Below are 22,135 nucleotides of genomic sequence, written 5' to 3'. Positions count from 1 at the left end.
GGACACGCTGCTTCGAACCTGCGTGGAAGATCAGGGGTAGACTCCCGCCCCGTGCGCTACGAGCTTCACGACAGCCGCGTCCTCACCTGGTCCCTGGAGACGCACGTCACCACGCACTGCAACCTGCGCTGCGCGCAGTGCTGTCCCCTGTCGCCGCACCTGCCCGCGTGGGCCGTGTCCCCCCAGGCGCTCGCCGAGGACCTGCGCCGGCTGTCGCGCGTGCTCAAGCCCAACGTCTTCAAGCTCACTGGCGGCGAGCCCTTCCTCCACCCGGACCTGCCCGCCGTGCTGGACGTGGTGCGCGCCTCCGGGCTCACCGAGCAGGTGTCCGTCACCACCAACGGCTTCCTCGCCCAGAGCGCCCCCGACGCCGTGTACGAGCGGCTCGACCGGATGACCCTGTCGTTCTACACGTCCGCGCCCCTGCCCGAGCGCTCCATCGCCCGCATCACCGAGCGCTGCGACCGGCACGGCGTCCACCTCACGGTGAAGGCCATCGACCGCTTCCAGCGCATCACCCCGGACGCGCCGCTCGCGTCCGACGCGGAGGTGCGCGACGTCTTCGCGAAGTGCTGGCTCAAGCAGCGCTGTCACCTGGTCCACCAGGGCCGCTTCTACACCTGCACCCGGCCGCCCCACGTCGCCACCGTCCTCGCCGCGGAGCACCCGCACCTGCCCGCGCTCGTCGAACGCGACGGCGTGCCGCTCGATGATCCGGACCTGCTCACGCGCCTGCTGGCCTACCTGGAGCGGGACGTGCCGCTCGCCACCTGCCGCCACTGTCTGGGGTCCAGCGGCCCCTGGGAGCCCCACGCGCAATTGCCGCGCGCTCGCGCCGCGTCCTGATCAAGGCGCCGGGTCCCCGGCCTTTGCGGATGGCGCGGCCAGGGGCAGCTCCACGGTGAAGACGGAGCCTTGGCCCAGGAGGCTCTCCACGCGCACCGTGCCGCCCATGGCCTGCACCAGCGTGCGGGTGATGTAGAGGCCCAGGCCCAGGCCGCCGTAGTGCCGGTCGCTCACCGCGCGCTCGAAGCGGCCGAAGAGGCGCGGCAGCGACTCCTCCGAGATGCCGATGCCCTGGTCCCGCACCGTCATCGCCGCCTTGCCGTCGCGCACCTCCAGGCGGACCTGGATGGGGCGCCCCTGGCCGTACTTGATGGCGTTGTCCACCAGGTTCACCACCACCTGCTCCAGGCGCGGCCGGTCCCACAGGCCCGTCATCACGGCCTCCGCGGCCTCCAACTGGAGCGCGGAGCCGGAGCGCGCGGCGGGGCCCTCGTAGGCGGTCACCACGTCGCGCACCAGCTCCACCAGGTCCACGGGCGCGCACTCCAGCGACAGCCGCCCGGCCGCGATGCGCGACACGTCCAGCAGGTCGTTCACCAGCTCCGCCAGCTTCTTCAGCTGCCGCGAGCCCACGTCCAGGTAGCGCTCCACCACCTCGCGCGGCACCGGGCCCGGGTTGCGGTCCAGCTCGCGCCGCAGCGCCTGGAGCTTGAGGTTCAGCGGCGTGAGCGGCGTCTTCAGCTCGTGGCTCGCGATGGACAGGAACTCGTCGCGCAGGCGCACCGCCTCGCGCGCCTCGCGGTACAGCCTCGCGTTCTCCATGGAGAGCGCGGCGCGGTTGGCCAGCTCCTGGAGGAAGGGCAGGTCCGCGGCCGTGTAGCTGCGCCCGGAGCGGTGCGTGGTGACGAAGCTGAGCAGCCCCAGCGAGTGCTCCCCCGCCACCAGCGGCACCACCACCAGTGAACGGACGCGCAGCTTCCGGAGCAGCGCGACGCGCGCCGGGTCGTTCGTGAGCTGCGGGAGGAGGTCGTCGGTGAAGTCCTCGATGAAGAAGGGCTGGCCGTGGAACAGCGGGGCCCGGCCGGCCAGCTGGGGGATGCCCGACACGTACGTCGTGCGGATCCGCAGCGCCTCCGCGAGCGCCTCCGGCTCCGTGTCCGCGTGCTCCACCTCCATGCGCTGGAAGGAGCCGTCCTCCAGCGCCGAGTCGATGAGGCACCAGTCCGCCAGCGTGGGCACCGCCAGGCGCACCACGTTGCGCACCGTGGCCTGGTAGTCCAGCGACGTGGCCAGGAAGGAGCTGGCCCCCGCGAGGATGCGCAGGTGCTCCTCGTTGTGCGACAGCTCGCGCGCCAGCCGCTCCGCCCGCGCGCGGGCGTGCACCAGGTCCGTCACGTCGAAGCCGAAGCCCGCGATGCCGTCCACCTGCCCGCGCGTGTCGTGCGTGGGCGTGTACGTGGCGTCGAAGATGTAGTCGCGGAGGGAGCCGTCCGGCTGCGGCAGCTTGAGGTGCACCTCCCGGCCCACGAAGGGCTCTCCCGTCGTGTAGACGTGGTCGAGGATGCGGGCCACGCGCTCCGCCTCCTCCTTCGGCCCCACCTCGCGCGCGGGCAGCCCCAGCAGCCGCGCCGGGTTGCCCAGCAGCGCGGAGTGGAGGGGGTTGGACAGCTCGAAGACGTGCTGCGGGCCGCGGAAGATGGCCAGGTGCGCGGGGGCGTGCATGAACAGCTCGTGCATGCGCGCGCGCTCGTACTCGGCGGCGGCGCGGGAGGAGCGCTCGCGCGCCAGCAGGTCCGCGCGCTCCGCGTTGGCCCGGCGCAGGCGCACGTTCAGCGTCGTCGCGAACAGCGACAGCGCGAGGAAGAACAGCAGCGGGGCGCCGGTGTCCGGCTCCAGCCGCCATGCCTCCAGGGGCTGGAGGAAGAAGTACTGCACCAGGACCAGCGACAGCCCGGTGGACACCATCCCCGGCCCCCAGCCTCCCCGCCAGCTGGAGAACACGACGGCGGCGAAGAAGGCCAGGTACGGGGTGCTGGTCATCACGGGCCAGAGGGCCCGCTGGAGGACGAAGGCCACCCCCACGCTCACCACCGCCAGCGCGTAGCGCACCCACGCGGAGCCCTCTTCCCTCCGGAGCACCGGAGGCGTGCCCGGAGACGCGGGAGGAGGCGGCGCCGGTGGATGCGGCGGGGCGGACGGAGCGGAGGCGTTCATGGACGCGCGGGGCGGACGGGCCGGCGGACGGCCGTCAGCGTGTCTCCTTCCGCCGGTCCGCCTGGAGGAAGCCCTGCATGGCGGTGGGGTAGCGCTCGCCCGCGGCCACCCCCGGCGGCGCGATGGCCTCGATGTCCGCCAGGTCCTCCTGGCGGAGCTTCACGTCCAGCGCGCCCAGGTTGTCGTCCAGGTACTTGCGGCGCTTGGTGCCGGGGATGGGGACCACGTCCTCGCCGCGCGCCAGCACCCAGGCGAGCGCGAGCTGCGCGGGCGTGCACCCCTTCTGCGTCGCCAGCCGGTCGATGTGCTCCACCAGCTTCAGGTTGCGCTGGAAGTTCTCCCCCTGGAAGCGGGGCGAGTGGCGGCGGTAGTCGTCCTCCGGCAGGTCCTCGAAGCGCTTGAACTGGCCGGTGAGGAAGCCGCGGCCCAGCGGGCTGTAGGGGACGAAGCCCACGCCCAGCTCGCGGCACGTCTGGAGGACGCCGTCCTCCGGGTCGCGGCTCCACAGCGAGTACTCCGACTGGAGCGCGGTGATGGGGTGCACGGCGCACGCGCGGCGCAGCGTCTCCGAGTTCGCCTCCGACAGCCCCAGGAAGCGCACCTTGCCGGCCTTCACCAGGTCCGCCATCGCGCCCACCGTGTCCTCGATGGGCGTCTTCGGATCCACCCGGTGCAGGTAGTACAGGTCGATGACGTCCATGCCCAGGCGCTTCAGGCTCGCGTCGCACGCCTGCCTCACGTACTCGGGGCTGCCGTTGACGCCGCGCGACTGGGGGTTCGCGGGGTCGCGCACGAGGCCGAACTTCGTGGCCAGGACGATGCGCTGGCGGTGCGGCCCCAGCACGCGGCCCACCAGCTCCTCGTTGCGGCCGGGGCCATAGGCGTCCGCCGTGTCGAAGAAGGTGATGCCCCGGTCCAGCGCGTGGAGCAGCGTGGCCTCCGACTCCGCGTCATCGCGGCCCGCGTAGAAGTCCGACATCCCCATGCAGCCCAGGCCCAGCGCTGAAACGGTGAGGCCCTGCCTGCCCAGCTTCCGAGTCTCCATGTGTCCTCCGTGCGGGTGCGCTTCCCCATGAAGAATCTTCACGCGAGGCGCGGGAATCCAGGGCAAACGCTCGGGCGGAGGCCCGGCTCACCCAGAAGGCTCCAGCTCGCAACGGAAGGGGAGCGGCTTGGCGACCGGGGCCCCTCCTTGCTCCCCGCGCGCCTCCACGACGGGGGCGTCCCAGCCCAGGTTGCGCAGCGCCGCCGCGAGCCGCTCGCACAGCGCGGCCACGCTGTCCGGGGGCGCGCCCGAGAGCTCCAGCGTGAAGCGCTCGCGCGTCACCTGCGTCAGCCGGAACGCGCGCAGCGGATGGTGCTTGAACACCCAGGCCAGGGACCAGGCGTCCACCGCGCGCCCCGAGGGCGTGCGGAACGCGCAGGCCCCGCGTCCCCCGAACCCCGTCAGCGTCCAGCCGTGGAAGCCGCAGGCGCACGCGTCGCGCCGCACGGTGCCCGTGTCCCCGGGGCGGTAGCGCAGGAGCGGCAGCACGCTGGGCCGCAGCCGCGTCACCACCACCTCGTCCCCGTCCGGCTCCAGCCAGACGTCCGGCGTGAGCACGTGGAAGCGGCCCTGGTTCGCGTCCTCCAGGCACTCCCACGCGAGCGGCCCCGTCTCCGTGGCGGCGTAGTAGTTGAGGACCGGCACGCCGCGCTCGCGCCTCCACGCGTCGCGCAGCGCCTGGGGTAGGTGCTGCGCGGAGGTGAGCGCCAGCCGGGGCGAGGGCACCTCCGGGTGGGCCAGCAGCCAGCGCAGCCCCTCCGGGTCGGAGAAGACGACCGAGGCCTTCACCCGCTGGAGGCGCGCCACCGCGTCGTCGCGCAGCACGGAGACGCGGTGCAGGGCGCCGTCGTGGAACAGCGGCAGGCGCACGGAGTACTCCAGGCCTCCAGGCAGCGCGTCCAGCAGCACCACGCGCGGACGCGGCGGGGGCGCGGCGCCGGCGCGCTCGGTGAAGAAGCGAAGCACGGCCCACATGAGCAGGCAGTCGCGCCGGTCGCGCAGCACGTTCACCGGGTCGCCGGTGGTGCCGGAGCTCTTCACCACCACGCACTCGTCGGACGCGGCGGGCAGGGTGGGCACGTCCTCCCAGTGGCGCGCGAGCGTGGCGCGGTCCAGCGCGGGGAAGTGGCGCAGGTCCTCCAGCCGCTGCAGGTCCCCCGGGTGCAGGCCCGCCTCGCGCAGCACGCGCACGTAGTAGGGCGAGCCCCGGAGCGCCTCGCGGAGGGCCGGCAGGCGCGCCTCCAGCGCCGCGCGGGCGGCGGCTTCGTCCACCGTGGCCGCGCCGCGCGCCAGCGCCGCCGCCACGTCCAGCGCCCACGGCAGGTGCGGGCGCTGCGTGTGGCTGTCGCGGCGGATGCGGGCCCTGGGCGCGACCCCGAGCGTCACTCGCGCCAGCCCCGGGCCTCGGCCTCCTTGCGCTGGGCCTCCTGGAGCATCTCCTGGCGCCGGTCCGCCTCCTTCTTGCGCGCCTCCTCCACCTTGCGCAGGTCCGTCACGGCCTGCCGGTAGTCCAGGTCCTTGAGGCGGCGCTTCGACTCGGCCTCCGTCTCGCCCTCGACGTCCGCGCCCAGGGCCGCCAGCCACTTGCGCAGGAACTCCTCCTGGCGGAAGGCGTTGGCGCGGATCATCTCCGCGGTGAGGGGGTGCACCTCCTCGAAGAACTGGTGGAGCCGCGCCTGCGGGGTGCGGTCCGGGGTGAGGTAGAGCACCGTCTTCTTGCGCAGGTCCGAGGACACCAGCACGTGCGCGAGCATGCCCACCTGCTCGCGGAACAGCGGGTTCTTCAGGCGCTGCTCCAGCTTCGCCCACTCGGCCTGTGACGGGGGCCGCTGGCTGGCCAGGCGGAAGGTGTCGCAGACGATGGCCACCGCCAGGTCGTGCGGATACGGCGACACGAGGGGCGTGGCCGCCAGCTGCTCACGGAGGTGGGGAATCGAGACCGCCATCAGTTCTCCAAGAGGGCATCGGCCAGCGCCGCGGCGGCACGGCCAAAGTCAGACATCCATTGCACGGTCGCCAGCCGGAAGCGCGGGCTCCCCATCACCGGCGCCATCACGTGCCGCACGGTCGCATCGTCCACCACCGCCAGGAAGGCCACCACCCGGCGCGAGCGCGCCATCGCGCGGGCGAACCGCGGCAGCGCGCCCTCCTGGCGCATGTTGTAGAGGAAGTCGCTGTCGGAGATGACGACGCGCAGCACGTCCGGCCGCTCCTCGGACAGCTGCTCCATCACCTCCACCGGGAACCACGTCCCTCCACCGATGTAGTGGAAGAAGAAGTCGCGCGCCGTCTCCTCGTCGTACATCCAGGGGGACACGATGGGGTTGTCCGCCGAATAGATGATGCCGCGCACCGTGGCGCCCTTGCGCAGCGCGGAGGCGGACAGCACCTGCGCGGCCAGCGTCATCGCGTTGAGCGACTGCTCCGGGTTGGGCATGGAGCCGCTGGTGTCCAGGTAGATCTCCAGCGCGGGCACGCCCAGGTCGGACGGGGGCGGCAGGTCCGCCTCCAGCTCGCGGCGCAGCGGGGCCACGGCCGCCAGGGGGCCCTGGGAGATGACCGTGAGCGTCCAGTCGATGGTGGACGGGTCGTCGCCGTACTCCCACGCCTCCGGAAGCGTGCGCAGGTAGGGCTCTGGCTTCGAGGGGGAGGCGGGCAGCTTGAGGAGGTACTGGTCCACGAGCCGACGGTAGTAGCGGGCCACCAGCGCCCGCCGCAGCGTGCCGCCGTTCGTGCCGGGCAGGTGCGCCGTCACGCGGCGGATGGCGTCCAGCGGCTCCGACTCCTTCGTGTCGTGAGCGTCATCCAGCCAGCCGTTGGCGCGGGCCTCGTCCAGCGCATCCGCCCACCGGCCGCCGGCCTGCATCGCCGCGTCCAGGTCGCCCTCGTCCGGCGTGGAGACGTCCCCGGCCAGCGGGATGCGGAAGCCCATCTCGGAGGGCATGTCGATGAAGCGGATGAACGCGGCGCAGAAGTAGAGGAATTGCAGGCGCGGGTCGGGCAGCGCGTAGAACGTCTGCACGAACATGCGCGCCTGCGCGCGGAAGCCCGGGTAGGCCGCCTCCAGCTTCGGCAGCAGGGCCTCGGGCACCAGGGACCCGGGCTCCCGGCGCCACAGCTCCTCGTAGATGGCCAGGTAGAAGCAGAACAGCGGGGTCGGGCTGCCCGCGCCGCCGTCCTCCTTCTTTCGTGGATCCTTCTTCTTCTTCTTCTCGCGCCCCTCGGGCGTGCGCAGGAAGCCCCGGTACACCTGGCACAGGGCCTCCGCGTGGGTGCGGCCCACGAACTCGTTCACCTGGAGGTCGAAGAACAGGTTGGTGAGCGACTGGGCCAGGCCCGGGATGAGGCGCTGCTCCAGCACGCGCAGCTCCGCGTCCCACCCCAGCGTGTGCGGGAAGCGCACGTGGTGCCCGATTTCATGCGCCAGCACGGCGGTGAGGCTGTCGCGCGCGCCCATGCGGACCAGCAGGTCGAAGTGGACGAACACCTGCCGGCGCGCCAGGTCGATGTACGCGAGCGGCTCATCCGGCGCGGCCTCGCCGGGGCGGAAGCGCTGGTGCGGCACGGGGGGGCTCAGCTCCACGTGCACGTCCCACAGCGCCAGCGCGTCGCGCCAGCACCGCTCCACCTCCTCCGGGGTGAAGGCCGCGCCCGCGCTCATGTCGGCAGGAGGACCGCCAGCCACTGGGAGGTGTGCATCGTGGCCACCGCGCGCCATTCGTTGTGGTGGGTGCTGTACCAGTCACCCGCGCGCGGGTCGCGCTGCGCCAGCGAGGTGAGCGCCTTGGAGGGCTTGCCCGTCGAGGGCTCCAGCCGCTCGTTGCAGCCCATGGGCCCCAGGAGCACGGGCTTCTTCACCAGCCACACGCCCTGCGTGGCCGCGTCGCGTCCGCCCGCAGCGGTGGCGCGGTGACGGTCGTGCACGCAGACGACGGCGGGCGCCAGGAAGTGCACCTCCCCGGGCATGAAGCGCGCGTCCTCCTGGGACAGGTCCACCCACTGCGCGGTGGACGTGTCGCCCAGCGTCTGGGAGGGCGGCTCCATCGCCTCGTTGGCGATGGCGTGCAGGTGGCCCTCCAGGTCCGCCAGCGAGGTCAGGCTCGCGCCCAGGCGGCAGAACAGCCGCTGCACCCAGGGCGGCGCGGACTCCAGGTTCTCGCTGAGGTTCCACATGCGCGCGAGCGCCGGGGCCTGCTCCTCCTTGCGCAGCTTCGGCAGGAGGCGCGGCACGAGGTCCGACCACGCGAGCGTGAAGAAGTTCCGCCGCCCGGCGGACTCCGGGTACAGGTAGCCCAGCCCGATGCCCTCGGCGCCCAGGCGCAGGTAGTCGCGCAGCAGCTCCTCGCCGGCCGCGGCGTCGCCGCTGGTCAGCGCCTGGCCCAGGCGGACCCCGGGGCCATCCAGGAAGGCGGTCCACAGCGCGGGGTCCCAGCGCACGAACCGGCCGCGGGCTTCGTTCTCCAGGTCCTTGACGAAGTCGCTCATGGCTGCTGCCCCTGACCGCCCGGGTTCTCCTTCAGCCACGTCGCGTAGTTGCGGTAGCGGCTGTAGAGGGACTTCAAGTGGATGAGGTCCTCGTACACCGGGCCGGACAGCTCCTGGCGGGTCATCAGCTCGTTCATCAGCGCGGTGACGGTGGACAGGCGCCTCTCCGTGGTGCGCAGGTCCACGCCGGACAGGCCCAGGTCCAGCTCGGCGCGCAGGGCGACGACCTTCTGGCGCACGGGCGCGTGGGTGCCGTAGCGGGCCATGGCCATGTCGAACATGTTGCGGATCCACGCCACCCGGTCCTGGAGCAGCAGCTTGTTGCCCTTCACCTCGAAGAAGGGGCTGCGCGCGTTGGGGGTGAGCTTCTCGTGCAGCACCCAGGGGATGATCTGCCGGAAGTCCTCCAGCTCCGCGACGCGGTGGCCGCGGAAGAACGCGAGCGCCTTCGCGAAGTGGAGGATGGTCTGGTAGGCGCGCACGCTGGTGCCGTTCTCCGTCTGCGTGCAGAGGTGCACTTTTTTGTCCAGGGGGCACTGCTCGTTGCACACGGCGGACACGGTCTGGCCGGCCAGCTTCAGCGTGTCCTTGTGCTTGAACTCGAAGCGCGGGGACGCCATGCGGCAGAAGTCCAGCTGGCCCAGGAAGAAGGCCACGCGCTCCAGCACGCCCTTGGGCACCTCCACGGCGAGGATGGCGTTGTAGGCCTTCTCCAACTCGCCGGGCGTGAAGACGATGTCCTTGGGGAGCAGCTCCTCCGGGGACTTGTCGGACTCGATGCGCTGGAGCAGGGTGTCCACGAAGCCGGAGTTGAAGGGCACGGCGCGCACGACGACGTCCAGGCGGTCCTTGAGGGCCTCGATGACCTGGAAGGTGCCGCCGCCCTGGTCGTCGTTGGCGGTGAGGAACCAGGACGAGCGGCCGGTGTAGACGTACTGGTCCATCATCTCCGCGTAGCCCTCGCCCAGCAGCGACAGCAGGGCGGACTGGGTCTTGGTGGGGATGCGGTTGTACTCGTCGACGATCTTGACGCGCTGGCCAATCCACTTGCGCCAGCTGACCTTCACGGCGGACAGGTCCTCCGCCTTGAGCATGTCGGAGGGCAGCGGGGCGCCGAGCAGGTCCGCGATGGACAGCTGCGGGTGGCCGCGCTGGATGCCCCGGTGGACGTCCTCGCGGCCCATGCCGGAGAGCAGGGCCATGAGGATGGCGGAGGTGGTCTTCCCGCGGCCCGGCCCGCCCACGAGCAGGGCGCGGCGGCAGGTGAAGAGGGTGAGCAGGGGGATGAGGACGAAGGAGCTGTAGCTCATGTCCTCCGGGAGGTGGACCTCGTCCCCCGCGGTGTTCTTGAGCGCGGCGGAGCCGCCGAACTCGATGTCGTAGTAGGGGCAGATGACGGCGTTGTTGGTGATCCACCAATACGCCTGCCGCATCTTGTCGTGGAGGCTGCCGCCGTCGCGCTCGGAGAGGTGGACGCTGAGGCCCTTGTCCGCCGACGCGCGCCCGGTGAGCAGGCGCGAGACCCAATCCTGGTTGGCCATGGAGGGGTGGGAGTGTAGCAGCGGGGATGGTCGTTGCGATGCCCGGAGACGCAGGCTCCCTCCCTGGGGGGTGACCAGGCTCCAGGAGTCATGCTACGCGGACGCGTTCGAGGTCGAGGAGGGGAGCCGGGAAGTGGAACGAATTGCTGCTGCGGAGGCTGGCCCGATCGATGAAGCGGAGGCGATGGTGATGGCCATCTCCGACCATCAATACAAGGATGTGGAGCCAGTGTTCCTCTGGGGCGTCGAACATCTGCGCGAGCTTCGAACCAGCGATTAGAGCGTCACCAGCCCCAGCCGCGCCGCGCGCACCACGGCCTCCGTGCGGCGCTGCACGCCCAGCTTGGCCAGCACCGCGTTCACGTGGAACTTCGCGGTGTGCTCGCTGATGGTGAGCCGGTCCGCGATGGCCTTGTTCGACAGGCCCTCCGCCAGCAGGCCCAGCACCTCGCGCTCGCGCGGCGTCAGCGCGTCCGGGCCCGGCGCTCCCGACGGCGCCGTGCTCCTGGGCGCCGCGCGCACCTGGGCCAGACCCGGCTCGAACACCGTGAGGCCTCGGGCGACCGCGTGCAGCGCGGCCCCCAGCATCCCCGGCGCCACGTCGCGCAAGAGCAGGCCCCTCGCGCCCGCGCCCAACGCCAGCTCGCCCGCTGCCTCGTCCGCCACCAGCGCCAGCACCGGCGCGCCCAGGTCCGGCGCCGCCCCTTCCTCCAGCCGCAGGCCCGTATCCCAGAGCACCACATCGGGCGGCGCGCCCCTCGCCGACTCCAGCTCCTCCTGCGTGCCCGCCGCCACCACCGTCCAGGCCTCCGCCTGGTCGCTCAGCGCCCGTGCGAGCGCGCCCCGGGCCAGGGGGTCCTCCGATACGAGCGCGAGCCTGGGCGGTGACGAGGGCGCATCCAACATGAGCCCCTCATCCCTAACCGCGCCCGCTCCGTTCGCCACACCGCGCGGCGCCAGGGCGCCCCTCCCTTCCTCGGGGCTGCTCCCTTGTGAAGAATCGTGAAGTCCTCGCGGGAGGGGTACGCAATGACGGTCCGGACCACGCACGGGTGGATGGCGGGGCTGCTCCTCGCGGGGAGCGTCCAGGCCTCGCCGCCCTCCTATGCGAAGCAGGGCGAGGAGATCGTCGCCCTCGTGCGCACCCGCTTCCTCGACGCGGAGCAGGGCGCCGCCTGGGCGGACGCGCACCAGGGCTATGCCGCCGACGCCAGGGACGTGGAGGACTTCACCCGGCGCACCCGCGCGGCGCTCGCGGAGCTGAAGGCCTCGCACACGGCCTACTACCCCAAGGAGAGCCCTGGCCACGCGGAGGTGTCCGCCATCTTCCAGACCTTCCTCAAACAGAAGAAGGTGGAGGCCACCGGCATCGGCGTGGACGTGGTGGAGATGCCAGCAGGCTTCTTCGTCCGCCACGTCTTCGCGGAGGGCCCCGGCGCGAAGGCGGGCCTGCTCCGGGGAGACCGGCTCGTCGCCGTGGAGGGCAAACCCTTTCATCCCTGGCATGCCTTCACGCGCCGCGCGGGCAAGGCCACGCGCCTCACCGTGGAGCGCGTGAAGGGCGCTGAGCCCCTCTCGCTCACCGTCACGCCCCACCGCGTGAACCCGCGCCAGGAGTGGCTCGCGTTCCAGAAGGCCAGCGGGCAGGTCGTGGAGCGCCAGGGCCGCCGCGTCGCCTACCAGCACGTCTACGCATGCACCGGCGAGGAGTACCAGCAGGCCCTGGAGGAGGCGCTCCAGGACACCTTCGCGGACGCGGACGCGCTCGTCATCGACTTCCGCGACGGCTGGGGCGGCTGCAATCCCACCTTCGTCAACCTCTTCAACCCCCAGGTCCCCCAGCTCGTCAGCACCGGCCGAGACGGGGCGCCTCACGCCTTCACGCCGTCCTGGCGCAAGCCGGTGGTGCTGCTCGTCAATGGCAACTCACGCAGCGGCAAGGAGCTGGTGGCCTTCACGCTGAAGCGCCACCGACTGGCCACGCTCGTGGGGCAGCGCACCGCGGGCGCGGTGCTGGGCGGCGGGCCGCAGAAGCTGGCCAACGGGGACCTGCTCTACCTCGCCGTCATGGACGTGAAGGTGGACGGCGAGCGGCTGGAGGGCGTGGGCGTCCCGGTGGACGTGGAGGTCCCGGACGCGCTGCCCTACGCGGCCGGCGCGGATCCGCAGCGGGAGAAGGCGCTCGACGTGGCCGCCTCCCTCGTGAAGGGCTGACGCCTCAGCGCAGCGTGACGCCGTGCCCCGGCGCGTCCGGGTCCAACGTCAGCCGCGCGCCCGCGTACTGGCCTCCGCCCTGGAACGGATGGCTCGCGATGAACAGCGGCGTGTCCAGGTCCGCGTAGGTGAAGCCGCCCAGCCCCGCCGCCAGGTGCGCGGACGCGCTCATCGCGAGCACGCTCTCCACCATCCCGCCCACCATCAGCTCCAGCCCCGCCGCGCGGGCCAGGCTCCACATCGTCACCGCCTCCACCATCCCGCACTTCATCGTCTTGATGTTGATGCCGTGGCACGCGTCCTCACGGATGAGCCGCAGCACGTCCTTCACCGAGCGCGCCGACTCGTCCGCGCACACCGGCACCTTCGAGCGGCGCGTCACCTCCGCGAGCCCCGCGAAGTCGGACGCGGGCACCGGCTGCTCGAAGAGCGACAGCGGCACCTCCGCGCGCTCCAGCTCCTTGAGGAACGCCAGCGCCTCCGCCACGTCGTAGCCCCCGTTCGCGTCCGCGAAGAGCCGCGCCTTCGGGGCCTCCTGGTGGATGGCCACCAGCCGCGCCGCGTCCGAGTCCGGATCCAGCGCGCCCACCTTCACCTTCAACGTGTCGATGCCCCGCCCCAGGATGGCCCGCGTGGACGCCACCGCGTGCGCCACGTCCCCGGCGGTGACCGTCATGTCGATGTCCAGCGCCGTCCCCGCTCCGCCGAAGAAGGCATACAGCGGGATGCGGTGGTGCCGCGCGAGCGCATCCAGGATTGCCATCTCCACGCCACACCGCGCGGCCGGCGCCAGCGCGAGCGCATCCGCCAGCGCCTCCGATGCCGGACGCCACGCCCGGGCATCGCGCCCCACGAGCAGCCCCCGCACCGGCGCCAGCGCGGCCAGCGTGCTCGCCTGCGTCTCCCCGCTCACCGCAGTGAAGGGCGCCGCCTCGCCCAGCCCCACGGTGCCGTCCGCCAGCGTCACCCGCACGAGCACGTTCTCCGCCGCGTGCTGCGCGCCCGTCGCGATGGCGAACGGCTCCGTCAGGGGCAGGTGCAGCGCTTCGAACGCGACGTGCGTGATGAAGGGAGGGCGCATGGGTGGGTGGGAGTGTGGCCGACGTCCTCGGGTGGGAGGGAGCGCTTCGTTGAATCCCTCCCTCATTCATTCAGTGATTATCTCTGTAATTCAATAATATTGAGAAATAAAAGAACTTTGTGGCTGGCTTGAGCCGCCGTGCAATTCGTGGCGACATGCGGGCTCCCCGCGGGGTGGGCAGTCGCCGGGGCGGTGAGGAGTTGGATGTCCGCGACCGAGACGACCGTGGCCCTGCCGCTCCCGGACGCGCTCCTGGCCGCGTTGGAGGAGGCCGAGCGTGAGCACCCGGAGGCGTGCATGGTGCTGCGCGCCGTGCGCTCACCGGGCGGGGCCATCCAGGACTTCGAGTGGCTGTGGGCGAACCCCGCCGCCGCCCGCGCGCTGGGCCGCGGGCCGGAGTCCCTGCGCGGCCGGCGCCTGGGCGAGGTGTCCTCGAAGGACGGCATCGCCGGCCGCATGGACCTGCTGCGCCAGGTGGTGGAGTCCGGCCGGCCGCACGCGGACCACTTCTCCGAAGGGGACGTCCTCCTGCAAGGCACCGCGGTGCCGCTGCGCGACGGGGTGCTGTTGCGCCTTCGTGACATCACCAGCGCCCAGCGGGTGGAGGAGGGGCTGCGCGAGACGCTGGACTGGGTGCGCGACGTGCTGGAGAGCATGCCGGACGCCTTCTTCACCGTGGACACGGCCTGGCGCCTCACCTACGTGAACCGCAACGCCGCCGCGCTCACCGGCCGCACGCCCGAGGCGCTCTTCCGCCGCGTGCTGTGGGACGCGTGCCCGGAGCTGTGCGGCACCCCGCTCGAGCGCGCGCTGCGCGAGGCGGCCGCCGAGGAGAGCTACCGCCTCTTCGAGCTGCGCACCGGGCGCGACCGCTGGCACGAGGTGCACACCTGGTCCAGCGGCCGCAACATCTCCACCTACGCGCGGGACATCACCGACAAGAAGCGCGTGCAGGCGGAGCGCGACGCGCTGCTCGCCCGCGAGCACTCCGGCCGCCTGGAGGCGGAGGCCCTGGCCCAGCGCCGCACGCACGAGCTGATCGCCGCGCGCGAGCGGCTGGTGCAGTCGGAGAAGCTGGCCATGGCGGGCCAGCTGGCCGCGGGCGTGGGCCACGAAATCAACAACCCCCTGTCCTACGTCACCGGCAACCTCCAGTTCGCGGTGGAGCAGCTCACGCCGCTCGCCCGCCGCCCCGGGCTCCAGGACGCGCTCGGGGAGGCGCTGGAGGCGCTGCGCGAGGCGCGCGAGGGCGCGGAGCGGATCCGCGTCATCGTGCGCGACCTCCAGACCTTCGCCCGCGCGGACGAGCTGCGCCTGGAGCCCGTGGACGTGCACGCGGCGGTGGAGTTCGGCATCTCCATGGCGATGACCCACCTGCGGAGCCGCGCCCAGGTGGAGCGCCGCTTCGGCCAGGTGCCGCCCGCGCTGGCGCACGAGACGCGCCTGGGCCAGGTGTTCCTCCACCTGCTCATCAACGCCGCGCACGCCATCCCCTCCGGCGCGTATGACCGGCACCGCGTCACGGTCACCACCCGCCGCGAGGGCGCGTGGGTGCTGGTGGAGGTGTCCGACACCGGCCTGGGCATGACGCCGGAGGTGCTCCAGCGCGCCTTCGAGCCGTTCTTCACCACGCGCCCCATGGGGGAGGGCAGCGGCCTGGGGCTGTCCATCTGCCTGGGGCTCGTGCGCAGCATGCACGGCGAGCTGACGGCCACCAGCATCCCCGGCATGGGCAGCACCTTCCAGGTGCGGCTGCCGGTCTCGGAGCCCATCGTGTCCCCGGGCGTCCCCGCGGCGGGCGCGCAGGATGGGTCCGCGCGCAAGCGCGTGCTGGTGGTGGACGACGAGCCGCAGCTCACCGCGGTGCTCCGGCGCATGCTGGGCCGGCAGCACGACGTGGTGGTGGCGCACAGCGGCCGGGAGGCGCTGGCGCTGCTGGAGGAGGACGACGCCTTCGACCGCGTCTTCTGCGACCTGATGATGGCGGACCTGACCGGCATGGACGTGCACGCGGAGCTGTCGCGGCGCCGGCCGGAGCTCCTGTCGCGCTTCGTGTTCATGACGGGCGGCAGCTTCACGGAGCGCGCCCGCGCCTTCCTCCAGGCCGTGCCGCTGCCGCGCATCGAGAAGCCCTTCGAGCCGGGCCTCCTGCACTCGCTGGTGGAGTCCTCGCCGCCGCGCACGGGGTAGCGCGGCGGCGCGCCGCGGAGCCTACAGCTTCACCTCGTCGCGCTCCGGCCGCGTGATGTACGCGGTGGTGGGGTTCGCGGGGTCGGCCAGCCGCTTCATCAGGCTGTCCATGCCGTTGGAGCGCGCGAAGGCCATCTCGTTCTTCGTCACGCCCACCAGCGTGAGCAGCTCCACCTGGCCGCTGGGCAGGGTGAAGTGGCTGGGGCGGGTGGCGTCCTTCACGAACACGAAGCCCGACAGCTTGGTGTCACCGCCGGTGAGCGTGCCGTCCACAGGGTAGCGGTGCCCCATGGCGAACAGCCGCGCGCACACGAGGTTGTAGGCCATCATGTCCAGCAGGCGCAGCACGGGCCAGCGCTCCTCCTCGGGCGTGTGGATGACCATCTCGTAGCCCAGGCCGCTGCGGGCGTCGTCCGGCAGGTCCTCGCCGGGGGCCACCGTGAAGGGGTTGGACAGGCCGCTCGTCACGTAGGTCCAGTACGGGTGCTCCGGGCTGGGAGGCGCCACGCGCACGCCCATGGGCAGCCAGTTCGGATCCAGCTCCGTGCCCTGGGCCAGCTCGCTCTCCAGCCACCCCTCCAGCACGCCCGTGCCCTCGAGGAGGTCCACCTCCTCGCGGATGGCGCCGAACAGCTTGGGGTACTCCACCTCATCGCGGTCGGCCCAGCAGTCTTCGTACCACTGGATGAAGTCTTCCTCTGTCTCCGGGACTTTCATGGGGGCGGACTCTAGAGGTTCACCCCGATTTCACAACTTGAACCGCGCGCGGATGCCCACCGGCCGGTGGGCTGGCGGACAGACGTCCGGGGTTTTCAGGTACCGGTGGACCCGGGGGCCCCGCCGGCTCCGGAGCCGGCCCACGGCTTGAGGCCGCAGATGCGCTCCGCCTCTTCCACCGCGGGTGCCAGCCGCGCGTGCTCCATGCGCAGGAAGCTCCGCACGGCCTTGTCCAGGCGCTTGTCGAAAACCAGGTGGGCGCTGTGCACGGCGGTGGGCTCGAAGCCGCGAGACACCTTGTGCTCGCCGCCGGCGCCGGGCTCGAAGACCTTGCGGCCCGCGCGGATGCAGTCGTCCACGGAGTGATACAGGCAGACGTTGAAGTGCAGGAAGGGGTGCTCCTCCGTGCAGCCCCAGTAGCGGCCGTAGAGCCGCTCCGGCGTGGCCAGGTTGAAGGCCCCGGCGATGACCTTCCCGTCCTTCACCGCCTCCACCATCTCCACCGCGTGGGGCAGGTCGCGGAAGACGCGCTCGAAGAAGCCGGGGGTGAGCTGCACCTGGCCCCAGGCGTGGCGCTCGCAGGTGGACGTGTAGAAGGTGTACGCGCGTCGGGCGTGCTCTTGCGTCAGCTCCGCGCCGCGCACGGTGCGCAGCTGGATGCCCTGGGTGGCCGCGGCGCCGCGCTCGCGCTTGAGCTGGTTGCGGCGCTTGGAGTCGAAGCGGGCCAGGTAGTCGTCGTAGCCTTGATAGCCCGGGTTCTTCCAATGGAACTGGAGCGTGATGCGGCGCGCGAGCCCGGCCTCCTCCAGGAGGTCCGCCTCCTCGTCCGTGGGGTAGAGCACGTGCACGCCGGAGCAGCCCTGCGCCCGGGCCGCGTCCACGGCGGCCTGGAGGAGCGCGAGGCGTAGCTTCGAGGCGTCCTCGCCGGGGGCGGTGAGGAAGCGCGGCACGGTGGCGGGGGACAGGGGGCCGCCCACGAGCAGCTTCGGGTAGTATTCCACGCCCAGCTGGGCGGCGGCGTTGGCCCAGCCGAAGTCGTAGATGTACTCGCCCATGCTGTGGAACTTGAGGTAGGCGGGCGCGGCGGCGACGAGCTTCTTCCCGCGCCACAGCGTCAGGTGGTGCGGGGCCCAGCCGGTGTCCTCGGTGGCGCTGCCGCTCTCCTCCATGGCGGACAGCCACGCGTGGCGCACGAAGGGGGGCGCGCCGTCGGCGACCAGGGCATCCCACTGGGGGGCCGGGACATCGCGGATGGCGTCGAGAATGCGGACCTTGAGAGGGGTGTCGGCGGGCACGGGAGCAGTCTTAACGCGGGCCTGTCTCCTTCGCTCCCGTTCGTCCCTCCGGCGGGCACCCGGGCGAGCGGGCCCAGGGCGCCTCAGGAGGCCTTCTTGCGGGGCGGCGCCCGGGTCCGGGCGGCCATCACCCGGGCCATGTTGTCTTCAATCCAGGAGGTCAGCGCCTCCACGTGGACGGCGACCTCCCCGCCCAGGCGCGTGAGGCTGTAGTCCACGTGCGGGGGAATCACGGGGTGGGCCTCGCGGTGCACGAAGCCGTCCTGCTCCAGGGCCTGGAGCGTCTGGGCGAGCATCTTCTCGCTGACCCCGCCCACCTTGCGGCGCAGCTCGCTGAAGCGGTGGGTGCCTTCCTCCTTGAGCGCGACGAGCACCAGCACGCCCCACTGGCTGGTGACGTGCTCCAGCACGCCGCGCGAGGGACACGCCGCCGCGTACAGGTCCCCGCGCTGCTTCACCTTCTCCAGCAGCGGGCTGCGCTTGCTTGTCTTCATGGCGTGACACTTACCACGAGGTGCGTACTTACCAAAAGTGAGTGACGCCGTTAGGGTCAGTGCCGGTTCGAATTCGCGCCTGGGGCGCGGGAAGGAAGGGGCGAAGCCATGTTCGTTGTCACGGGAGCCACGGGGAAGCTGGGGCAGTTCGTCGTCGAGGGGTTGCTGAAGAAGGTGCCGGCGAACGAGGTGGCGGTGGCGGTGCGCAACCCGGACAAGGCGAAGGCCTGGGCGGCGCGCGGCGTGCAGGTGCGCAAGGTGGACTACGACCAGCCGGAGACGCTGAGCGGAGTGTTCTCGAAGGGAGACACGGTGCTGCTCATCTCCGCGAACGAGGTGGGGAGGCGCTTCCCGCAGCACTTGGTGGTCATTGAGGCGGCGAAGAAGGCGGGGGTGAGGCTGCTGGCCTACACGAGCATCCTGTTCGCGGACCGGAGCGGCCTGTCGCTGGCGGGGGAGCACAAGGCGACGGAGGAGGCCATCCGCGCGTCGGGCATCCCGTATGTGTTCCTGCGCAACGGCTGGTACGTGGAGAACTACACGGAGCACCTCGGGCCGGCGCTCCAGTACGGCGTGGTGCAGGGCAGCGCGAAGGACGGCCGGGTGGCGGCGGCGACGCGCGAGGAGTACGCGGACGCGGCGGTGGCGGTGCTGACGGGCGCGGGCCACGAGAACCAGGTGTACGAGCTGGCGGGGGACGCGAGCTTCTCGCTGCCGGAGTACGTGGCGGAGCTGTCGCGCCAGTCCGGCAAGCCGGTGAAGTACGTGGACCTGCCGGTGGCGGAGTTCTCCGCGGCGCTCCAGCAGGTGGGCGTGCCCAAGCCCTTCGCGGACACGCTGGCGGACGCGGACGCGGGGCTCGCGCGCGGGGAGCTGAATGACACCAGCCACACGCTGAGCCGGCTGATTGGCCGGCCCACGGCGCCGTTCGGGAGCGCGATTGGCGCGGCGTTGAAGCAGGGCTGAGCGTTCCGGCACAGACCTTCCGGACCTGCGTGCCAGTCCGGAAGTTTGGCGTGGAACGGACGGCTTGGGTAGGGTCCAGGTTCGATGCGGAACGCCCTACCTAGTTGGTTCGTCGCTATGCTCGTCCTCGTGGCTGCTCCTGCCCTGGCAGGGCCACGTGAGCGTGCGCAGATCCGAACCCTGGTGCTGTCGGAGCATCCGGATGACGCGGCCCACCGCATCCACGTGTCGGGACAAATCGTGACGGTGCTCCGGTTCGAGCAACCCTGCGACCCGCTAAAGACGAAGCTCTTGGGATGGGAGGGGCGCTTCGAGCCTCTGGTGGTCGCGGGGAAGCGGGTGGTGATCGAGCCCCTCCGGGCCCTGGGGCCGGATGAGAGCGTTCCCCTGCTCGTGACGCTCGCGGATGGGACCGCGATGTCGTTCTTGTTGCGGCCTCCTTTCATGGAGGAGGGTGGCTGGACGGATCAGCAGGTGGACGTCTTCAAGGACCGGGAGAGCTACCAGTCCCTGGTCTCCGTCCTGACGCGCACGCTCAGGGCGAAGAATGAGCTGGAGCTGGAGAACGCGAGGCTGCGTGAGGAGGAGACCTCCACGGACCACGCGCTGGCGGCGCTACTGGTGTCGGGGGCTGGGGCGCAGACGCCGTTCAAGCGGCAGCACACGTGGCGTGGATATGACGTGGATGCCCAGCTCTCGATGACGGTCTACTCGGGCAAGGGCAAGGCGGCGATCATGCTCAGCGTGACGAATCAGAGTGAGAGCCGGACCTGGCGCTTGTCCCAGACGAAGCTCTTCGCATCATCCAGTCGCGCGCCGAAGACCGTGGCCATCCGGGCCGAACGCGAGTCGATCGCGGTGGGGCAGACAGGTGCCATCGCGTTCGTGGTGGACCGCAGTGCGTTCCTCAACCCGGAGGGAAAGTTCGAGGAGTTGGCGCTGGAGGTCTACCAGCATGACGGGCGACTCCAGGCCTCCGTGCTGCTGGACCCTCAACTGGTGCGTGAGTAAGAGCCGGGCAATGGTCTCCAGGAAGCTCGAACGTGTGTGCTGCCTTGCCTTGTCGGTAATGGCCTCGGGATGCGCGGGCTCGACAATGGGACGGGTGTCGCTTCGAGCCGATGGGACACCGGGACCCGAGCGGTGCTCGGAAGAAGCGCTCGAAGCGATGCGCTATCTGCGGCTGGCGGTGGGGGCTGGCGCGCTCGTCGAGTTCGATGTGAACCAGGGCGACGCCGAACCCGTCACGCTCTATGAGGGCCGGGTCGAGAGCATGTTGTTGAGTGACCTGGGGCCACTGGACTCGCCCACGCGGCTCTACGGCTACGTGTGGACGAGTGGACCCCAGGTGGTCATCCGCTACTACGAGGCGCGTCCCCCGGATTCGGCAGCGCGGGTACCCATCTGCGCGGTGGTTCGCATGACAAAGGGGCAGATGCGGAAGCTGTCCGGCTCTCTCCCGGGAACCGCCGTCCTCAAGTACTCACGAGGCGGCGTCTTCATCGTGGACAAGTTCCTCTAAGCTCCACGGGATGGCTTCCAGGACGTTTGAGTTTGCGTGCGGTCTCTTCTGCATGGCCCTGATCGCGGGTTGCGCTGGTGCCGCGACAGGGAAAGTGAGTCTGCGGCCCGACGGAACTCCCGGGCCCGAGAAATGCCCGGAAGAGGCGCTCAAGGCAATGCGCTATCTGCGATTGGGCGTGGGGGATGGCGCGACGGTCGAATTCGATGTGAACCAGATGCGTAGCCGGTCCATCACCTTGCACGAAGGCCATGTCGAGAGTGTGTTGGTCGACGACCTGGGGACGCTGGAGGCACCGGCGCGCCTTTATGGATACGTCTGGACGAGCGGACCCCAGGCAGTCATCCGCTATTTCGAGGCCCTTCCACCGGGTGCATCACAGCGGGTGCCCATCTGCGCGGTGGCGCGGACGGCCAAGGGACAGATGCGGAAGCTCCCTGGCTCAGCCCCCGGAACCGCTGTCCTTGAGTTCTCCGGCGGGGGCGTCTTCATCGTGGACGAGTTCCTCTGAACCCTCGGGCAGGAATCCGGTTCCCAGGGATGAGAAAGCGAGAGTTCTGCTGAGCCTCCTGGCGGCGGCGTTTCGCACGAACCTGTCCGACAGTCGGACAGGTTTTGGAGAACCGGAGCGGGCGAGGTGTAGAGCAGGGCTGTTCGAGGGCTTGGAATGCTCCTTGCCATGCGCAACACGGAGGCAGCCATGATCGTCGTCACGGGAGCCACGGGCCGGCTGGGCCGTTTCGTCATCGAGGGCCTGTTGAAGAAGGTCCCCGCCAACCAGGTCACCGTCGCGGTGCGCAATCCGGACAAGGCCGCGGAGTGGGACGCGCGCGGCGTGCAGGTGCGCAAGGCGGACTACAGCCAGCCAGAGACCTGGGATGGCGTGTTCTCCCATGGGGACACGGTGCTGTTCATCTCTTCCAGCGAGGTGGGCCAGCGCCGCAAGCAGCACCAGACCGTGGTGGACGCGGCGAAGAAGGCCGGCGTGAAGCTGCTGGCCTATACGAGCATCCTGCACGCGGACACATCGCGGATGCTGCTGGCCGGAGAGCACCTGTTCACGGAGGAGGCCATCCGCGCTTCAGGGCTTCCGTTCGTGTTCCTGCGGCACGGCTGGTACCTGGAGAACTACACGGAGGCCGCACAGCGCACGTTGGCGCAGGGCGTGCTCCGGGGCTGCGCGAAGGACGGCCGCGTCGCTCCCGCCACCCGCCAGGAGTACGCGGACGCCGCCGTGGCGGTGCTCACCGGCACGGGCCACGAGAACCAGGTGTATAAGCTCGCGGGCGACACGGGCTTCACGCTGGCGGAGTACACGGCGGAGCTGTCCCGCCAGTCTGGCAGGACCGTGACGTACCAGGACCTGTCACCGGCCGACTTCGCCGCCGCGCTCCAGCAGGCGGGCCTGCCCAAGGGCTACGCGGACGTGCTGGCGAACTCCGACGAAGGCATCGCCCGGGGCGACCTGAACGACACCAGCCGCACGCTGAGCCGCCTCATCGGCCGTCCCACCACGACCCTGGCCGAGGAGCTGGCCGGCATGCTCAAGCAGGGTTGAGAAACACCACGGGGGAGCAGTCCCTGT

21 protein-coding genes are annotated in these 22,135 nt (G+C 71.2%); 9 read left to right on the top strand and 12 right to left on the bottom strand.

From position 1 onward, the window contains the following. Positions 1–51 precede the first annotated feature (51 nt). Entirely contained in the window at positions 52–846 is a 795-nt protein-coding gene (locus U8525_RS25095) for a radical SAM protein (RefSeq protein ID WP_374268846.1), read from the top strand. Here U8525_RS25095 and U8525_RS25090 read toward each other — a convergent pair whose 3' ends face one another. The 7 genes from U8525_RS25090 to U8525_RS25060 form a co-directional block, all read right to left on the bottom strand. After that, entirely contained in the window at positions 847–2,895 is a 2,049-nt protein-coding gene (locus U8525_RS25090) for an ATP-binding protein (RefSeq protein ID WP_374268845.1), read from the bottom strand. A 139-nt stretch (positions 2,896–3,034) separates the two neighbouring features. Next, a complete protein-coding gene (locus U8525_RS25085; RefSeq protein ID WP_374268844.1) occupies positions 3,035–4,045 on the bottom strand; it encodes an aldo/keto reductase in 1,011 nt (336 codons plus the stop codon). 87 nt (positions 4,046–4,132) lie between these two features. Next, complete coding sequence (locus U8525_RS25080) at positions 4,133–5,431, bottom strand: phenylacetate--CoA ligase family protein (RefSeq protein WP_374268843.1); 1,299 nt, start codon at positions 5,429–5,431, stop codon at positions 4,133–4,135. After that, positions 5,428–5,991 carry a hypothetical protein gene (locus U8525_RS25075; protein WP_374268842.1) on the bottom strand — a complete coding sequence of 188 codons (564 nt, stop codon included), beginning with the start codon at positions 5,989–5,991 and terminating at the stop codon, positions 5,428–5,430. The genes U8525_RS25080 and U8525_RS25075 overlap by 4 nt, the downstream gene beginning before the upstream one ends. Continuing rightward, positions 5,991–7,706, bottom strand: a complete 1,716-nt coding sequence (locus U8525_RS25070; RefSeq protein WP_374268841.1) for a M48 family metalloprotease — start codon at positions 7,704–7,706, stop codon at positions 5,991–5,993. Before U8525_RS25070 ends, U8525_RS25075 begins: the two co-directional genes overlap by 1 nt. Continuing rightward, positions 7,703–8,530 carry a hypothetical protein gene (locus U8525_RS25065; protein ID WP_374268840.1) on the bottom strand — a complete coding sequence of 276 codons (828 nt, stop codon included), beginning with the start codon at positions 8,528–8,530 and terminating at the stop codon, positions 7,703–7,705. The genes U8525_RS25070 and U8525_RS25065 overlap by 4 nt, the downstream gene beginning before the upstream one ends. Then, positions 8,527–10,071 (bottom strand): AAA family ATPase, encoded by a 1,545-nt coding sequence (locus U8525_RS25060; RefSeq protein WP_374268839.1) that lies wholly within the window; start codon positions 10,069–10,071, stop codon positions 8,527–8,529. The genes U8525_RS25065 and U8525_RS25060 overlap by 4 nt, the downstream gene beginning before the upstream one ends. 133 nt (positions 10,072–10,204) lie before the next feature. On the opposite strand from U8525_RS25060, the gene U8525_RS25055 reads away from it, so the two are divergent. Continuing rightward, the gene (locus tag U8525_RS25055; RefSeq protein ID WP_374268838.1) at positions 10,205–10,351 is read left to right on the top strand and encodes a hypothetical protein; all 147 of its coding nucleotides are present in this window, start codon (positions 10,205–10,207) and stop codon (positions 10,349–10,351) included. Here the strand turns inward: U8525_RS25055 and U8525_RS25050 are convergent. After that, positions 10,348–10,977 (bottom strand): LuxR C-terminal-related transcriptional regulator, encoded by a 630-nt coding sequence (locus U8525_RS25050; protein WP_374268837.1) that lies wholly within the window; start codon positions 10,975–10,977, stop codon positions 10,348–10,350. The genes U8525_RS25055 and U8525_RS25050 overlap by 4 nt on opposite strands. 123 nt (positions 10,978–11,100) lie before the next feature. Here U8525_RS25050 and U8525_RS25045 point away from each other — a divergent pair, with 123 nt between their 5' ends. Continuing rightward, positions 11,101–12,285, top strand: coding sequence for a S41 family peptidase (locus tag U8525_RS25045; protein WP_374268836.1), 1,185 nt, complete (start codon positions 11,101–11,103; stop codon positions 12,283–12,285). Positions 12,286–12,289: 4 nt separating this feature from the next. Here U8525_RS25045 and U8525_RS25040 read toward each other — a convergent pair whose 3' ends face one another. Beyond that, entirely contained in the window at positions 12,290–13,366 is a 1,077-nt protein-coding gene (locus U8525_RS25040; protein WP_374268835.1) for a dipeptide epimerase, read from the bottom strand. A gap of 204 nt (positions 13,367–13,570) precedes the next feature. On the opposite strand from U8525_RS25040, the gene U8525_RS25035 reads away from it, so the two are divergent. Then, positions 13,571–15,556, top strand: coding sequence for an ATP-binding protein (locus tag U8525_RS25035; protein ID WP_374268834.1), 1,986 nt, complete (start codon positions 13,571–13,573; stop codon positions 15,554–15,556). 21 nt (positions 15,557–15,577) lie between these two features. Here U8525_RS25035 and U8525_RS25030 read toward each other — a convergent pair whose 3' ends face one another. The 3 genes from U8525_RS25030 to U8525_RS25020 form a co-directional block, all read right to left on the bottom strand. Beyond that, complete coding sequence (locus U8525_RS25030; RefSeq protein ID WP_374268833.1) at positions 15,578–16,273, bottom strand: suppressor of fused domain protein; 696 nt, start codon at positions 16,271–16,273, stop codon at positions 15,578–15,580. A 95-nt stretch (positions 16,274–16,368) separates the two neighbouring features. After that, positions 16,369–17,568 (bottom strand): GNAT family N-acetyltransferase, encoded by a 1,200-nt coding sequence (locus U8525_RS25025; RefSeq protein ID WP_374268832.1) that lies wholly within the window; start codon positions 17,566–17,568, stop codon positions 16,369–16,371. A gap of 83 nt (positions 17,569–17,651) precedes the next feature. After that, positions 17,652–18,062 carry a winged helix-turn-helix transcriptional regulator gene (locus tag U8525_RS25020; RefSeq protein WP_374268831.1) on the bottom strand — a complete coding sequence of 137 codons (411 nt, stop codon included), beginning with the start codon at positions 18,060–18,062 and terminating at the stop codon, positions 17,652–17,654. A gap of 108 nt (positions 18,063–18,170) precedes the next feature. Here U8525_RS25020 and U8525_RS25015 point away from each other — a divergent pair, with 108 nt between their 5' ends. From U8525_RS25015 to U8525_RS24995, 5 genes are all read left to right on the top strand, one after another. After that, positions 18,171–19,028, top strand: a complete 858-nt coding sequence (locus U8525_RS25015; RefSeq protein ID WP_374268830.1) for an SDR family oxidoreductase — start codon at positions 18,171–18,173, stop codon at positions 19,026–19,028. An 84-nt stretch (positions 19,029–19,112) separates the two neighbouring features. Further along, on the top strand, positions 19,113–20,039 hold the full coding sequence (locus U8525_RS25010; RefSeq protein WP_374268829.1) for a DUF2381 family protein: 927 nt from the start codon (positions 19,113–19,115) through the stop codon (positions 20,037–20,039). Between the two features lie 157 nt (positions 20,040–20,196). Beyond that, complete coding sequence (locus U8525_RS25005) at positions 20,197–20,550, top strand: serine/threonine protein kinase (RefSeq protein WP_374268828.1); 354 nt, start codon at positions 20,197–20,199, stop codon at positions 20,548–20,550. Positions 20,551–20,560: 10 nt separating this feature from the next. Next, entirely contained in the window at positions 20,561–21,061 is a 501-nt protein-coding gene (locus U8525_RS25000; RefSeq protein ID WP_374268827.1) for a serine/threonine protein kinase, read from the top strand. Between the two features lie 189 nt (positions 21,062–21,250). Further along, positions 21,251–22,108, top strand: a complete 858-nt coding sequence (locus U8525_RS24995; RefSeq protein ID WP_374268826.1) for an SDR family oxidoreductase — start codon at positions 21,251–21,253, stop codon at positions 22,106–22,108. Positions 22,109–22,135: the final 27 nt, after the last annotated feature.

The sequence above is a fragment of the Corallococcus sp. RDP092CA genome (genome assembly GCF_041903675.1).
Classification (GTDB): Bacteria; Myxococcota; Myxococcia; order Myxococcales; family Myxococcaceae; genus Corallococcus.
This window is presented reverse-complemented; position numbering and strand designations above follow the sequence as displayed.